Origin of the sequence: Streptomyces sp. NPDC058665 (assembly GCF_042714995.1) — a bacterium.
In the GTDB taxonomy this organism is placed as follows: Bacteria; Actinomycetota; Actinomycetes; order Streptomycetales; family Streptomycetaceae; genus Streptomyces.
In genome coordinates this window covers 19,710-34,457 of record NZ_JBHXRX010000019.1, presented here as the reverse complement: position 1 = coordinate 34,457, position 14,748 = coordinate 19,710, and the positions used below count along the sequence as shown (strand labels likewise).

The 14,748-nt window shown below is 71.5% G+C and carries 12 protein-coding genes; 3 read left to right on the top strand and 9 right to left on the bottom strand.

Annotated elements, in window-relative coordinates:
• Positions 1-32 precede the first annotated feature (32 nt).
• The gene (locus tag ACFWV8_RS14675; RefSeq protein WP_384201031.1) at positions 33-656 is read right to left on the bottom strand and encodes a M48 family metallopeptidase; all 624 of its coding nucleotides are present in this window, start codon (positions 654-656) and stop codon (positions 33-35) included.
• A 186-nt stretch (positions 657-842) separates the two neighbouring features.
• Between ACFWV8_RS14675 and ACFWV8_RS14670 the strand changes: the two genes are divergently transcribed.
• Positions 843-2,120 (top strand): TOMM precursor leader peptide-binding protein, encoded by a 1,278-nt coding sequence (locus tag ACFWV8_RS14670; protein ID WP_384201029.1) that lies wholly within the window; start codon positions 843-845, stop codon positions 2,118-2,120.
• Between the two features lie 41 nt (positions 2,121-2,161).
• Positions 2,162-3,547 carry an ABC1 kinase family protein gene (locus ACFWV8_RS14665; protein WP_384201027.1) on the top strand — a complete coding sequence of 462 codons (1,386 nt, stop codon included), beginning with the start codon at positions 2,162-2,164 and terminating at the stop codon, positions 3,545-3,547.
• A gap of 121 nt (positions 3,548-3,668) precedes the next feature.
• Here ACFWV8_RS14665 and ACFWV8_RS14660 read toward each other — a convergent pair whose 3' ends face one another.
• The 4 genes from ACFWV8_RS14660 to ACFWV8_RS14645 form a co-directional block, all read right to left on the bottom strand.
• Positions 3,669-3,992: a hypothetical protein gene (locus ACFWV8_RS14660; protein WP_329381923.1), complete on the bottom strand. Its 324-nt coding sequence runs from the start codon at positions 3,990-3,992 to the stop codon at positions 3,669-3,671.
• Positions 3,989-4,357, bottom strand: a complete 369-nt coding sequence (locus ACFWV8_RS14655; protein WP_384201025.1) for a WhiB family transcriptional regulator — start codon at positions 4,355-4,357, stop codon at positions 3,989-3,991. Before ACFWV8_RS14655 ends, ACFWV8_RS14660 begins: the two co-directional genes overlap by 4 nt.
• 172 nt (positions 4,358-4,529) lie before the next feature.
• On the bottom strand, positions 4,530-4,838 hold the full coding sequence (locus tag ACFWV8_RS14650; protein WP_384201194.1) for a hypothetical protein: 309 nt from the start codon (positions 4,836-4,838) through the stop codon (positions 4,530-4,532).
• 192 nt (positions 4,839-5,030) lie between these two features.
• Entirely contained in the window at positions 5,031-7,232 is a 2,202-nt protein-coding gene (locus tag ACFWV8_RS14645) for an ATP-dependent DNA helicase UvrD2 (RefSeq protein WP_384201024.1), read from the bottom strand.
• Positions 7,233-7,382: 150 nt separating this feature from the next.
• Between ACFWV8_RS14645 and ACFWV8_RS14640 the strand changes: the two genes are divergently transcribed.
• On the top strand, positions 7,383-7,625 hold the full coding sequence (locus ACFWV8_RS14640) for a mycoredoxin (RefSeq protein WP_023538817.1): 243 nt from the start codon (positions 7,383-7,385) through the stop codon (positions 7,623-7,625).
• Positions 7,626-7,696: 71 nt separating this feature from the next.
• Here the strand turns inward: ACFWV8_RS14640 and nudC are convergent, their stop codons facing one another.
• The 4 genes from nudC to ACFWV8_RS14620 all read right to left on the bottom strand — a co-directional run bounded on the left by nudC (position 7,697) and on the right by ACFWV8_RS14620 (position 14,655).
• Positions 7,697-8,647: an NAD(+) diphosphatase gene (gene nudC / locus ACFWV8_RS14635; protein WP_384201022.1), complete on the bottom strand. Its 951-nt coding sequence runs from the start codon at positions 8,645-8,647 to the stop codon at positions 7,697-7,699.
• A 37-nt stretch (positions 8,648-8,684) separates the two neighbouring features.
• Complete coding sequence (locus tag ACFWV8_RS14630; protein ID WP_384201020.1) at positions 8,685-10,091, bottom strand: dipeptidase; 1,407 nt, start codon at positions 10,089-10,091, stop codon at positions 8,685-8,687.
• A gap of 9 nt (positions 10,092-10,100) precedes the next feature.
• A complete protein-coding gene (locus ACFWV8_RS14625; RefSeq protein WP_384201018.1) occupies positions 10,101-13,703 on the bottom strand; it encodes a UvrD-helicase domain-containing protein in 3,603 nt (1,200 codons plus the stop codon).
• Positions 13,704-13,779: 76 nt separating this feature from the next.
• Complete coding sequence (locus tag ACFWV8_RS14620) at positions 13,780-14,655, bottom strand: hypothetical protein (RefSeq protein ID WP_384201016.1); 876 nt, start codon at positions 14,653-14,655, stop codon at positions 13,780-13,782.
• Positions 14,656-14,748 lie beyond the last annotated feature (93 nt).

Here is a 14,748-nt window from a genome sequence, read left to right as displayed (position 1 = left end):
AGATTCGGTACACGATCGGCGAGGGGACGCCGTCACTCTCCGGGGGCGGCGGGGAGCTGCGGCAGTCGCTCGGCGGCGACGACACCTTCGAGATAGCCACGGGCCCGCTCGGTGCGCGGATATGCCTCCAGCAACTCCCAGAAGCGCGGGCCGTGCCCCGGCACGAGCAGATGGGCCAGCTCGTGCACGAGCACGTAGTCGACGACGTACTCGGGCATGCCCTGCAGCCGGTGCGAGAGACGGATACTGCCCTCGGTGGGGGTGCAGGAGCCCCAGCGGGTGTTCTGGTTGGTGACCCAGCGGACGGACGCGGGACGCGCCCTGCCGTCGAAATACTGCTCGGACAGCCGCTTGGCGCGCTCGGTCAGATCGTTGTCGCCGAGGACGCGCTTGCTCTCCTGGGCCGCGAGTTTGTCGAGCATCACGTCCACCCAGCGCCGCTCCTCGGCCTCCGACATCCGGGCCGGGATGAGCACGATGGTGCGGTCGCCCTCGCGGTATGCCGAGACCGTCCTGCTGCGCCGGGCGCTGCGGCGGACCTCGACGGCGCTTGTCGCCGGTCCGCGCTGCGGGCGGCCGGTCACGCTGCGCTCTTCGCTTCCGGCGCTGTGCGGTGGGGATTCCCCCGCAACGCGAGGAGAAGGGTCGGCGGACACGCTTCGACGTTACCCGCTGTCAGTGGGGAACGTCCCGTCGCGGGGGCTTTTCGATCTTGGTCCACTCCATACACCCATCATTTGAACGTCTAATTCCCCACGCCTGTGGATAACTCTTCGCACCTCTCACCAGTTCCTTGCATTCTGGAATCCGATCGCGGGACAGGCATCACGGGGGAGACGAATATGCATCCAATGGTGAAGCCCGCTCTGCGCCGGGCCTGGCGGGAGCGGCAGACGGTTCAGTTCGGAATCACACCCGCGCACGCGGTGGTGGTGGGACCTGTCGATACGGCCACGGGCAGCTTTCTCGACCTGCTGGACGGCACGCGGGGGCTGCCGCTGCTGCGGGACGAGGCGCGGAGTCTGGGGCTGCCGGACGGCAAGGCGGAAGCGCTCGTGGACCGGCTCTCGGCGGCCGGACTGCTGGACGACAGCACGGCGGGCGGGCGCCCAGCCGAAGCGTTACGGAATCGAAAGGTGCTCGACCTGCTGCGGGCGGATCTGGCGTCACTGTCGATCACGCACCGCGCGCCGGGTGCGGCGATGGAGCGGCTGGCGGCGCGGCGCACCATGCGCGTCCAGGTGCGCGGGGCCGGCCGGGTCGGTGCGGCCGTCGCCTCGGCGCTGTCGGCCTCCGGGGTGGGCCGGGTGGATGTACTGGACAGCGGGAGGACCGAGCCATGGGACGTGGCTCCGGGCGGTCTTCCTGCGGAATCGGTCGGTGAGCGCAGGGATGTGGCGGCCCGGCTGCTGGTGCGGCGCTCGGCCCCGGGCAGATCCGTCAGAGCGGCGGCGTCCGGCGCGCGGTCGGCGTCGGACGGGCCGGCGGCCGGCGGGCCGGGGTCCGATGTGGACGGGGCGGAGGCGGGAGCGCTCGACGAGGTGCCGGGCGGCTGGGCGGGTGAGCGGCCCGAGCGCGCCGACGAACGGGCGGCCACGGTGAGCGGTGGCGCGGCGGGGCTGTCGCTGGTGATCGTCGCCCCACGGGACGGGCTCACGGCCTATGTCCCGGATCCGGCGTCCGCCGAGCGCTGGATCGCCACCGGGACTCCTCATCTCTACGCGGGAGTTGTCGAGGCCACGGGGGTGGTGGGCCCGCTGGTGCTGCCGGGCGGCACGGCCTGCGCGGGCTGTCTGACCGAGGAGCGGACCGCCCGGGAGCCGGGGTGGCCGCTCATGCTGGCGCAGTGGCGGTCAGGACGGCGGGCGTCGGTCACACCGGCCTGCGACCTGGGGCTCGCCACCACCGTGGCCGGTCTCACCACGGCTCACGCGCTGTCCTTCCTGGACGGTGAGCTGCCGGCGAGCACGGGGGCGCGCTGGGAGATCACGCTGCCGCTGCTCGACTGGCGTTCGGAGCGGATCGCGCCGCATCCCGCCTGCCCCTGCGGGGCCGCCGGAGAACAGGAGGGAGAGGGCATGGCTGTGCCCGGGGCGCCGCACGACACAATGGTGCGGTAACCGCCGTACGCGGCTCGGCTGTCAGGGATTTGGAGGGGCGTATGTCTGATCTTCCCCGTAAGGCCGTCACCCGAACTGCCAAGCTGGCCGCGCTGCCACTGGGCTTCGCCGGCCGTGCCACCTGGGGTCTGGGCAAGCGGATCGGCGGCAAGTCCGCGGAGATGGTGGGCCGCGAGCTCCAGCAGCGCACGGCGGACCAGCTCTTCAAGGTGCTCGGCGAGCTCAAGGGCGGGGCCATGAAGTTCGGGCAGGCCCTGTCCGTCTTCGAGTCCGCGCTGCCCGAGGAGGTGGCGGGCCCCTATCGGGCGGCGCTCACCAAGCTCCAGGAGGCGGCCCCTCCGATGCCGACCAGCACGGTGCACAAGGTGCTGGCGGAGCGGCTCGGTGAGGAGTGGCGTGAGCTCTTCCTGGAATTCGAGGAGAAGCCGTCGGCCGCCGCCTCGATCGGCCAGGTGCACCGGGCGGTGTGGCACGACGGGCGGAATGTGGCGGTCAAGGTGCAGTACCCGGGGGCAGGGGAGGCGCTGCTCTCGGACCTGTCGCAGCTGAGCCGGTTCGCCCGGCTGCTGGGGCCGCTGATCCCGGGCATGGACGTCAAGCCCCTGATCACCGAGTTGCGGGACCGGGTGTCGGAGGAGCTGGACTACGAACTGGAGGCGGCGGCCCAGCGGGAGCACGCGGCGGAGTTCGCGGACGATCCCGACGTGGTCGTGCCCGACGTGGTGCACCAGTGCGACCAGGTGCTGGTCACGGAGTGGATCGACGGCATCCCGATGGCCGACGTGATCGCGGAGGGCACCGAAGAACAGCGCGACCGCGCGGGGCAGTTGCTGGCGCGCTTCCTCTTCTCGGGTCCCGCCCGTACGGGGCTGCTGCACGCGGACCCGCACCCGGGCAACTTCCGGCTGCTGCCGCCGGCCGGGGACGAGGGCGAATCGCGCCTCGGTGTACTGGACTTCGGCACGGTCGACCGGCTGCCGGGCGGGCTGCCCGAGACGATAGGCGAGTCGCTGCGGCTGACACTGGAGGGCGACGCCGAGACGGTGTACGAACTCCTGCGCACCGAGGGGTTCGTCAAGGAGTCGATCGATCTCGACCCGGACGCGGTGCTGGAGTATCTGCTGCCGATCATCGAACCGGCCGAGGCGGAGGAGTTCACCTTCACCCGGAGCTGGATGCGCACCCAGGCGGCGCGGATCGCCGATCCGCGGTCTCCGGCGCACCAGTTGGGGAAGCAGTTGAATCTGCCGCCCTCCTATCTGCTGATACATCGCGTCACGCTGAGCACCATCGGGGTGCTGTGCCAGCTGAACGCGACGGTCCGGCTCCGCGAGGAGCTGGAGGAATGGCTGCCGGGCTTCCTGCCGGAGGAATTCGCCCACGAAGAGGAGCCCGAAGCGGAGGCGGGAGCGGGCGCGGGCGCGTAGGACGTAGGGCGTGTTCGGAGACAAGAAAGCGGGGGCCGGTCCGTGAGGACCGGCCCCCGCGTCAGAGGCACTCAGGGCGTGTCTTTGGGTCTGCGACGTTCTCGCGCCCGGCCGCCGGCGGTCAGTTCATGACCGCCATGGCCAGCGCACGGCGGGCGCGCATCGATACGCGCTCGGCCCGGCGCTGCATCCGCCGAGCGGCGACCAGGCGCACGGCCTGGCGTTCCGCGTCGGCTTCACGCAGGCGCTCGGTCATATGCGCGCGTGCCAGGGCTTCTGGGATGAGTTGCATCTCGCGGTTCCTGTTCTGACGCGATTCGCTCGCGCCGGTGGTACTGACAGCTGAAGTGGCGGAGCCGGACGGCTCTCGCAGGGAAGAGGTCATCGGGGCCTGCTTCTTGGGATCGTGCGTGACGGGGCGATCGACGGTGCCGGTGGCGTTCATGCCGCGACCGGGTTCTTGCGCGGGCGGCCACGGGGCCGCTTGCGAGCGACGACCACACCCTGGATGAAGAGCTCGCCGCCCCAGACACCCCACGGCTCACGCCGCTCCTTGGCACCGGCGAGGCAGGCCTCGACCAGCGGGCAGGTGCGGCAGAGGGACTTGGCGTACTCGACGTCGGCCGGGGACTCCGCGAAGAAGACCTCCGGGTCGTAGGCACGGCAGGGAACGGGTACGCCGAGGTTCTCGATGGCGTCGTCGAGCGCGGTGAGCGCGGTCAGCGGGGTCAAGGTGGAGTCCTCCGTGATGCAGGGCTGGGTGATCGTTCCGGAAGGCGGTACGGACGGGGCGTGCGCTTCGAGTTGCACGGTGGTGTCTTCCTCGTCTGGTCGGTCCGGCCTGTTGGCCGGGTGTCGGCTGGTACCGGGTGGTACTTCTCCCGAGGCCCCTTCACTCCGCCCGTCCCGTTCGGGACAAACAGAAGGGCCGCGGATCCCGGGTGGGGTTCCGCGGCCCTGAAGGCGCCGGCCTGATCTTGAATCAGGCTGGATCACTCCAGGGTTCAGGCCCACGGATGGCCCACATCGTGTGGTGCTGCTTCGTCTGCTTCGTCAATTCGGCACCGGCTGCCGCGAACGCATAGGCCTTTGCCTCTGCCGCTGCTACTTCTGCCGCCAGTGCCTTGCTCGGTCGCTCATTGCCGCCCGTGACAGGAAGAGCCACGGGGTTGGTCCGGCCGGCGCCGAAGCCCGACAGACCTGTGGCGGCGAACGAAGATCCATCACTGGCCAGCAGTCCAGGACGCAGAACGTCGAGAGAGCATGCGGAGACGACCGAGAGATCGGTCATTTTGGCGGTGCTGACGAAGTCGCTGTTGATGCTGATCACTGGAATCGCCTCCTCTCGGCGTATCGAAATCCGGATACCACTTCGGACAAGTAGAGCACGGGGACGGGGCTTCGGAGAAGCCCGCCGTTCCGTGGTTAAGAACCTATGGTGATTCGCGGGGCGCGCGCAAACTATTTTCTCGACGAGTTTGTATCAGCTCTCCTCGTCCTCCCCGACAGGCTCGTCACCTGCGCAGATGGCCAGGACATCGGCCCCGAACCGCTCCAGCTTGCGGCCTCCGACACCGGAGATCCGGGACAGCTCGCCGTCGTCGCCCGGCACGGCCTCGGCGATGGCCATCAGCGTCTTGTCGGTGAACACGCAGTACGCGGGCTGGCCCAGCTGCTTCGCCTGGTCGGAGCGCCACTCGCGCAGCCGCTCGTACAGCCCCTCGTCCATGTCCGAGGGGCAGCCCTCACAGCGCATCAGCTTCATCTCGCCCGCGTCCGTCAGCGTCGTGCCGCAGACGCGGCACAGCACCGGGCCGCGCCGCTTGCGCCGGCCGCCTCGGTCGGCCGCGCCGCCCGCCGCCGCTCCGGCGCCCCGCACCCCCGGGGCCGACGAGCCCGGCCGCAGGCCGCTCAGGAAGCGGGTGGGACGCCGGGACGCCCTGCCGCCCGGGGCCCTGGAGAGCGCCCACGACAGGGAGATGTGCAGGCGGGCACGGGTGACTCCGACGTAGAGGAGCCTGCGCTCCTCCTCGACCTGTTCGTCGGTCTTGGCGTACGTGATCGGCATCATGCCCTCGGTCAGCCCGACCAGGAACACCGCGTCCCACTCAAGGCCCTTGGCCGAGTGGAGGGAGGCGAGGGTCACTCCCTGGACGGTCGGGGCGTGCTGGGCGGCGGCGCGCTCGTCCAGCTCGGCCACCAGATCGCCGAGGGTCGACTCCGGCCTGGCCCGTGCGAAGTCCTCGGCGAGACGCACGAGGGCGGCCAGCGACTCCCAGCGGTCACGGACGGCGCCCGAGCCCGTGGGAGGTTCGGTGGTCCAGCCCTTGGTGGAGAGCACCGCCCGCACCTGGGACGGCAGATCGACGATGTCGTCCAGCAGGGAGTCGTTGCCCCCGAATCGGGCCGCGCCGCGCAGGGCCGCCCCTGCCTCCCGTACCTCCTGGCGCTCGAAGAACCGCTCGGCGCCCCGGAGTTGGTAGGGCACCCCGGCGTCGGCGAGCGCCTGTTCGTAGACCTCCGACTGGGCGTTGATCCGGTACAGCACGGCGATCTCGCCGGCCGGGACGCCCGCCGCGATCAGGTCGCGGACCCGGCGGGCGGTGCCCTCGGCCTCGGCGGGCTCGTCCGCGTACTCCGTGTAGAGGGGCTCGGGGCCCGCGTCGCGCTGCGAGATCAGTTCGAGCCGGTGCTCGGCGGCGCGGCCCCTGGCTTGATTCAGCAGGCCGTTGGCCAGGTGCACGACCTGGGGGGTGGAGCGGTAGTCACGGACCAGCTTCACCATCGTCGCGTTGGGGTGGCGTGTGCGGAAGTTCAGCAGATGGTCCGGGGTCGCGCCGGTGAAGGAGTAGATCGTCTGGCTGGCGTCGCCGACGACGCAGAGACTCTCCCGGTCGCCCATCCACAGGTCGAGGAGGCGCTGCTGGAGCGGGCTCACGTCCTGGTACTCGTCCACCACGAAGTGCTGGTACTGACCGCGGATCTGGTCGGCGATGTCGTGCCGGTCCTGGAGGATGCCCACCGTGAGCAGCAGGACGTCCTCGAAGTCGATGACCGACCTGTCTCGTTTCAGCTGCTCGTACATCGCGTAGATCTGGCCGATTTCCGCCGGATCGCGCGGGGCGTCGCGGTGGGACTTGGCGACGGCGGCCGGATAGTCGGCGGGCACGGTCTGGGTGACCTTGGCCCACTCGATCTCACCGGTGACATCCCTCAGCTCGTTCCGGTCCAGCCTGACCCGGCAGCGGGCCGCCGACTCCGCGACCAGCTGGACCTTGCGCTCCAGCAGCCGGGGCAGCTCGCCGCCGACCACCTTGGGCCAGAAGTACTGGAGCTGGCGCAGCGCCGCCGAGTGGAACGTACGCGCCTGGACACCGCCCGCGCCCAGCTGGCGCAGGCGCCCGCGCATCTCCCCCGCGGCCCGGTTGGTGAAGGTCACGGCCAGGACGCTGGCGGGCTGGAGGATCCCGGCCCGCACGCCGTACGCGATCCGGTGGGTGATCGCGCGCGTCTTGCCCGTGCCGGCACCGGCCAGCACACAGACCGGTCCGTGCAGTGCCGTCGCGACCTCGCGCTGCTCGGGGTCGAGCCCTTCGAGCACCGCGTCGGCGTCGCGAGGCGGGGCCACGAACTGGCTGCCGTCGGAGTCCTGCGGGAAGAGTGAGGAGTGCGTTGCTGCTGTCACCCCGCCATGCTGCCAGGTCCCGTGAGGCTGGTGCTGCACTTGTCCACAGGGGAGTCACGTTGGTCGTACAAGTGCGGGAATGGTGACCAGGTCACGTACGTTCATCTGTCTGCAAAGACATTTGAGCCTGCCAGAGGAGCGCGAGAAGACATGCCGGGGACTGTGACGATGTACAGCACCACATGGTGCGGATACTGCCGTCGGCTCAAGGGCCAGATGGACCGCGAAGGCATCGCGTACACCGAGATCAACATCGAGCAGGACCCGGATTCGGCCGCGTTCGTCGAAAAGGCGAACGGCGGCAATCAGACGGTCCCGACCTTGCTCTTCGACGACGGTTCGACGCTGACGAACCCGTCCCTCGCGCAGGTCAAGCAGAAGGTCGGCGCCTGAGCCCACGGGCCGGGCACGACCGGCACGCGCAGGAGCCCCCGCCGGCCGGCGGGGGCTCCTGTGCGTGCCGGTCAGTTCAGCGGCTTCGGCAGCGGCTTTCCGTACCAGAGTTCCGTCAGCCGTGCCGCGATCGAGATGCCCGACGGCGGGAGGACGTCGCCCGACTCGATCGCGATCCGCAGGTCGTCGCGGGAGAACCAGCGCGCCTCCTGGATCTCGTCGCCGTCCACGGTGATCTCCGAGGACGTGGCACGGGCCATGAAGCCCAGCATCAGGCTGGAGGGGAACGGCCAGGGCTGGCTCGCGACATACTCGACCTCGCCGACCGTGACGCCCGCCTCCTCGAACACCTCGCGCGCCACGGACTGTTCGATCGACTCACCGGGCTCCACGAAGCCCGCGAGCGTCGAGAACCGGCCCTCCGGCCAGTGCACCTGACGGCCGAGGAGCGCGCGGTCCTGTTCGTCGGTGACGAGCATGATCACGGCGGGGTCGGTACGGGGGTAGTGCTCGGCGCCGCACGCCGGACAGCGGCGGATGTGGCCCGCCGCCGCGATCACCGTGCGCTCGCCGCAGCGTGAGCAGAAGCGGTGCAGCCGCTGCCAGTTCTCCAGCGCCACCGCGTGGACCATCAGGCCCGCGTCGCGCGGGGACAGCAGCAGCCCGGCCTCGCGCAGTCCCGCCGCGCGCGCCGACTGGTCCATGCGGCCCGGCAGCGTGTCCTTCTGGAGAGCGAAGTAGCTGACTCCGTCCTCGTCGGTACCGAGGAAGTAGCGGTGGGTCTCGGTGAGGGGCGCCTCGAAGGAGGGCGTCATGACGAGTTCGGTGCGGCCGTCCGGGGTGTCGTCTATCAGCACCTGGCCGCCGGAGACGACGAAGACCCGCGTGGTGGGGTGGCTCCAGGCCGCGGCCAGCCACGCCTCGTCGAGGCGGTGGTGGGCGGCACGGTCGATGCCGCTGTCGGAGGCGAGGACGATCGGCCGGTCTGCGGCGGTTTCTCCGCCGCTGGTGGTGGTGCGCACTGGTACTTCCAACTCCCCCGGATGGATGGGTGTCTGTTCAGCGGAGAGCGGCGGCGAGATCGCTCCAGAGGTAGGCGGTCGTCTCCACGCCCTTCAGTAGAAGGTCGATCTCGACCTTCTCGTCGGGCGCGTGCCAGCCGTCGGACGGTACGGAGATGCCGAGGAACAGGACGGGAGCGCCGAGCACGTCCCGCAGGTCGGCGGCGGGTCCCGAGCCGCCCTCGCGGGTGAAGCGGATCTTCTGGTCGAAGGCACGGCCCATGGCCCGTACGACCGACCGGAGCGCGGGATGGTCGAGCGGGGTCAGACAGGGGCGGGTGGCCGCGCCGAAGGTGGTCTTGTGGCGGATTCCGGCCGGGATCCTGGCGTCGATCCATTCGGTGACGGCGCGCTCGACGCGGTCCGGATCCTGGCCGGCGACCAGCCGGAACGAGAGCTTCAGCCGGGCCGACGACGGGATGATCGTCTTCCCGCCCGGCCCCTGGTAGCCGCCGCCCATGCCGTTGACCTCGGCGGTGGGGCGGACCCAGACGCGCTCCAGGGTGGAGTGGCCGGCCTCGCCAAGCGTGGCGTGCGACTTGGCCGTACGCAGCCACTCGGCCTCGTCGAAGGGCAGCTCGGCGATGAGGGCGCGCTCGGCGTCGGTGAGCGGCGTGATGCCGTCGTAGAAGCCGGGCACGGTCACCCGCTCGTCCTCGTCGTGCAGCGCGGCCACGAGGCGGGCGGCGACGGTGACCGGGTTGGGTACGGCGCCTCCGAAGGAGCCGGAGTGGATGTCCTGGTCGGGGCCGTACAGCTCGATCTCGCACTCGGCGAGTCCGCGCATCCCGGTGCAGACCGTGGGGGTGTCCTCGGACCACATGCCGGTGTCGGAGACGATCACGACGTCGGCGGCGAGGCGGTCCGCGCGCTGCTCCACGAGCGCGCGGAAGTGCGGCGAACCGGACTCCTCCTCGCCCTCGACGAGCAGTTTCAGACGCACGGCGGGGGTGGTGCGCCCGGTGGCCGCGAGATGGGCGCGGACGCCGAGTGTGTGGAAGAACACCTGCCCCTTGTCGTCGGCGGCGCCGCGCCCGTACAGCCGGCCGTCCTGGACGACCGGCTCGAAGGGGTCGGTGCGCCAGCCGTCCTCACGGGCCGCGGGCTGTACGTCGTGGTGGCCGTAGACGAGCACGACCGGGGCGTCCGGGTCGTCGGACGGCCACTCGGCGAAGACCGCGGGGGCGCCGGGGGTCTCCCAGACCTCCGCGACCGGGAAGCCGGTCGCGCCGAGTTTCGCCGCGAGCCAGTCGGCGCTGCGCCGTACGTCCGCGTCGTGGTCCGGCTGCGCCGAGACGGACGGGATACGCAGCCACTCGGCGAGGTCGTCGAGGAAGGCCGCCCGGTGGGACCGGATGTAGTCACGGGTGTGCGTACGGACGGCGCTGTCCGGGGTCTCGCTCATACGTCGAGCCTATCCGGCTCCCGGGGTGGTCTCGTCTGCCGTTCGCTGTTCGGGACGCGCCCGCGGCGGGTGGTCGTCGCCGTGAAGGAGGAGACGTTCCAGTCCGGTCCGGCCGGGCAGTCCCTCAGGTCGTACCGCCTCGCCGCTTCGCACGTACAGGAAGGTGGCCGTGACCGCGTCGGGTGGCAGGCCGTGCTGCTCGGCCCAGGCCAGGCGGTAGATCGCGAGCTGGAGCGGGTCGGCCGTGCGGCCCCGGCCGGTCTTCCAGTCGACGACCTCGTACGTGACGGTGTCCGCCAGCGGGTCGACGTCCCGGTACACGGCGTCGATACGGCCCCGGATGACGCGGCCGGCGAGGGTGAGCTGGAACGGCACCTCGACGCGGTACGGCGTGCGCCGGGCGTACGGGGTGCGGTCGAAGGCCTCCTTGAGGGCGGCCAGGTCGCGTTCGTCGGCGATCTCCGGCTCGTCGTCGGCGCCGCCGGGCAGCTCGTCGGGGCCGAGCATCGGGAGCGGCAGTTCGTCGAAGCGCGACTCCACCCAGGCGTGGAACCGGGTGCCCCGGCGCGCGGCGCGGTGCGGCGGGCGGGGCATGGGACGGGCCAGTTCCTGGGCGAAGCCGTCGGGGTCGGCGGCCAGGCGCAGGAGTTGGGAGGCGGAGAGCGACGGCGGTACGGGGACGTCGCGGACGCGGGCGCGGGCGCGCAGCAACTCGCCGGAGAGGGCGTCGAGGTCGCGGTCCCAGGAGGCGAGGGTGCGGGTCTCCTCGGGAGTGAGGCGCTCCTGGGGGCCGTCGGCCGGGGGGCGCGGGGCGGGCAGGTGCGCCGGGCGCGCGTCATCAGCCGGACGCTCCGGAGGCTCCAAGTGGTCCGGGTGGTCTGAGTGGTTCGGGTCCTGCGGACGGTCGCGTCCCGGCTCCCAGGTGTCCCAGTCCGCGAGATCGTCGTGCTCCCGCTCGTCTTCCCACTCGTCGGGGCCGTCGAGTGCGTCCAGGCCGTCGTGCGCGTCGTCGTACGCGTCCTCCGGCGGCGGCGCGTCCTCCTCCGGAGGAGGTGGCGCGTCATCGGAAAGCACCGGCTCGTCGTACGGCGTCCCGCCCGCCCAGGGCGTCGCCGCCGACGCGTCCATGTGCGCCAGGACCGTGTCAGCGGCCGTACGGCGCCGGGCCAGGGAGTCCGGGTCCAGCGGGAGCGGCCAGGCCGTCGCCTTGTCCGCCGCGAGGAGCGCGGGGTTCTCCTCGGTCTCAGGCGGCTCGTCGGCCCACACCTCGATCTCGCCGAAGCCCGCCGCGCAGTGGTCGTGCAGGGCCCGCAGGAAGTCCGAGGGACCCCGGGCGCGCTTCTGGGTCGGCCCCCACCAGTGGCCCGAGCCCAGCAGCAGGGAGCGGGGGCGGGTGAACGTCACGTAGCCGAGGCGCAGTTCCTCCGTGTGCTGGTGCGCGCGCATCTCGTCCTTGAACGCCTTCAGGCCCCTGGCGTCCCACTCCGGCACGTCCGGGAGCGTCGGGGCGTCACCGCGCAGGGCATGCGGCAGGACCTTCGACTGGGACGTCCATGCCTCGCGCGCCCTGCTGTTGGGGAACTGTCCGGCGACAAGGCCGGGGACGGCCACGACGTCCCACTCAAGTCCTTTGGACTTGTGCGCGGTGAGGACCTTCACCGTGTTCTCGCCGCCCGGCAGGGCGTTGTCGAGACCCTTCTCGTACTGCGCCGCCGTCCGCAGGAAGGCGAGGAAGGCGAGGAGCGTGGCATCCCCGTCGAGCGCGGCGAAGGAGGCCGCCGTGTCGAGGAAGTTGCTGAGGGTCTCGCGCCGTCGCGCGGCCAGGGCGTGCGGCGACGCCGCGAGTTCGACCTCCAGCCCTGTGGTGGCGAGGACCCGGTGCAGGACGTCCATCAGCGGGTCGGCCAGCGAGCGCCGCAGATCGCGCAGTTCGGCCGCGAGCCGGGCGAAACGCACGCGCGCGGCGGCGGAGAAGGGAAGGCCGTCGTCCTTGCCGCCGGCCGACTCCAGGAAGGTGTCGAGCGCGTCGGCGAGCGATATCACCTCGGCGGGGTCGGTGCCCTCGACCGCAGCGGCGAGCCGTTCGTCGGCGTCCTCATCGGCGGACGAGCCGTCGGCGCGGTGCACCAGCAGCCGGGCGCGGCGGCCGAGGAGCGCCAGATCGCGGGGGCCGATACGCCAGCGCGGCCCGGTGAGCAGCCGTACCAAGGAGGCGTTGGCGCCCGGGTCCTGAAGGACCTCGCACATCGCCACGAGGTCGGCGACCTCGGGGAGATGGAGCAGCCCGGAGAGGCCGACGACCTCGACCGGCACATCGCGGGCGACGAGCGCGCTCTGGATCTGGGCGAAGTCACCTGCGGTGCGGCACAGTACGGCGATCTCGGCGGGCTCCTTGCCCGTGCGCACCAGATGGGCGATGGAGTCGGCGACCCAGTCCAGCTCCTCGGCATGGGTAGGGAGGAGGGCGCAGCGCACGATGCCGTCGCGTTCGGCGCCGGGTGCGGGCCGCAGCGCCTCCACGCCCTCGTGCATGGCGCGCAGCGGCGCCGCGAGTCCGTTGGCGAGGTCGAGCAGGCGGCCACCGCTGCGGCGGTTCTCGCTGAGCGAGAAGCGGGCGGCCGGGGTGCCGTCGGCGTCCGGGAAGTGGGAGGGGAAGTCGTCCAGGTTGGCGACGGAGGCACCGCGCCAGCCGTAGATCGCCTGGCAGGGGTCGCCGACGGCCGTCACGGCGTGGCCGGTGCCGGAGCCGAAGAGGCCCGAAAGGAGGAGGCGTTGGGCGACCGATGTGTCCTGGTACTCGTCGAGCAGCACCACGCGGAACTCGTCGCGCAGGATGCGGCCGACCTCGGGCCGGGTGAGGGCCAGTTGGGCCGAGAGCGCGATCTGATCGCCGAAGTCAAGCAGATCGCGGGCGCTCTTGGCCGCGCGGTAGCGCCCCACCAGATCGAGCAGTTCGCGGCGGGCGGAGACGGTCTCGGGCACCTTGCGCAGGTCGGCGTTGCTGAGCCGGACACCTTCGAGGGTGCGCAGCAGTTCGCCGTCGTACGAGGCGAGTTCGCCGATCGGGACGAGATGCTCCGCCAACTCGGCGTCGAGCGCCAGCAGATCGCCGACCAGGGCGGGGAACGATCGTGTCAGGGAGGGATACGGGCCGGGGGCCTCCTTGAGCACCCGCGCGGCGAGCTGGAAGCGCGTGGCGTCGGCCAGCAGCCGGGCAGTCGGCTCAAGCCCTATCCGCAGGCCGTGGTCGGTGAGGAGCTGTCCGGCGAACGCGTGGTACGTGGAGATGCGCGGCTCGCCCGGAGGGTTGTCCGGGTCGAGCAGGTCGGGGTCGGTCACCCCGGCCCGTACGAGCGCCTTGCGGACCCGCTCGGCCAGCTCGCCCGCCGCCTTGTTGGTGAACGTGAGGCCCAGGACCTGCTCGGGGGCGACCTGGCCGCTGCCCACCAGCCACACCACGCGCGCCGCCATCACCGTCGTCTTGCCCGAGCCCGCCCCGGCGACGATCACCTGCGGTGCGGGCGGGGCGATGATGCACGCCGTCTGCTCCGGGGTGAACGGGATGCCGAGGAGTTCGTTGAGTTGCGCGGGGTCGGTGATACGTGCGGACACTTCAGAGAGGCTATCGGGGACCACTGACAGGCGGACGCCGGACGGATCGGTCCGGGTGCCGGTGGTCCCCGCGGCCTCAGGCGGTGGGCGGGTTCGCCGCTCCCCGGATGTCCCCCAGGTCCACGGTGTCGCCGGCCGGCGGCACCGTGGCCTTGACGGGCACGCCGAAGTCGCCGAAGAGGACCGTGCCCGGGGCCTGGCCGCCCTCGCTGACGGCCTTCAGCAGATACGGCGCTCCCTCGGCCGCCACGAAGGTCGTCTGCGTCCTGCCGCCCTCCCGCTTCACCAGCGTCACCGCCTTCCGGCCGTCGACCTCGGCGGCGGCGCCTCTGGTCAGGCCCTTGGTGTCGGCGGTGTTCAGGGTGCCGAGCATCGCGTCCAGATCGCACGCGCCGCCCAGCGCCCGCGCGGGGGAGTTCCCGCTCGCCGGAATCTTGAGCCACTTGCCACTGAGCAGCTGGACCAGTTCGTCGGCGCGGCCGGGGTCGGGGCTCTCCGGGTTCGGATCGTTCCCGCCGGAGGCGAGTGACCGCCAGAACTCGTCGTCGCCCTTGACGTACGTGACGCCGTTCACCACGGCGAACTCCGCCTCGCTGTCGTCCCGGCGCAGACCCCCCGCGCAGGTGCCCTTGTTGTCCAGGGAGAAGTCGACCTTGAGGCGCTTGCCGTTCTCCGTGCCCTCCGCCGTCAGCCGCAGGGACTTCGCGCCCTTGGTCGCCGTCACCGCCTTACGGGCGATCTGCGCGGCGCTCATCCCCGCGAAGGGGTCGCCCGTCGTCGCTTCCGTCGACGGAGCGGCCACCTGCTTCGCGGCCCCCGCCTCCTTCTCGGCCGCGCCCTCCGCGCCCTTGGTGGCACCGCCGGTGGAACAGCCCACCACACCTGCCACCGTGATCGCGCTCAGCAGCGCCGGCATCAGGAACTTCCGCTTGATCGCGTCGATCGCGGTCATCTGTCGTCTCCTCGCACATCTGGCACGTCTGGCACTCCGTGCCTGGGTGCCGTTCCCTTTCCGGCCGCGCGAGGAGTCGCGAAGGGTGCATGT

Bases quoted from the DNA above. Each gene is read 5' to 3' on its own strand.
- ACFWV8_RS14670 (WP_384201029.1), top strand. From the start codon at position 843: ATGCATCCAATGGTGAAGCCCGCTCTGCGCCGGGCCTGGCGGGAGCGG.
- ACFWV8_RS14665 (WP_384201027.1), top strand. From the start codon at position 2,162: ATGTCTGATCTTCCCCGTAAGGCCGTCACCCGAACTGCCAAGCTGGCC.
- ACFWV8_RS14660 (WP_329381923.1), bottom strand. From the start codon at position 3,992: ATGAACGCCACCGGCACCGTCGATCGCCCCGTCACGCACGATCCCAAG.
- ACFWV8_RS14650 (WP_384201194.1), bottom strand. From the start codon at position 4,838: ATGACCGATCTCTCGGTCGTCTCCGCATGCTCTCTCGACGTTCTGCGT.
- ACFWV8_RS14640 (WP_023538817.1), top strand. From the start codon at position 7,383: ATGCCGGGGACTGTGACGATGTACAGCACCACATGGTGCGGATACTGC.
- ACFWV8_RS14630 (WP_384201020.1), bottom strand. From the start codon at position 10,091: ATGAGCGAGACCCCGGACAGCGCCGTCCGTACGCACACCCGTGACTAC.
- ACFWV8_RS14620 (WP_384201016.1), bottom strand. From the start codon at position 14,655: ATGACCGCGATCGACGCGATCAAGCGGAAGTTCCTGATGCCGGCGCTG.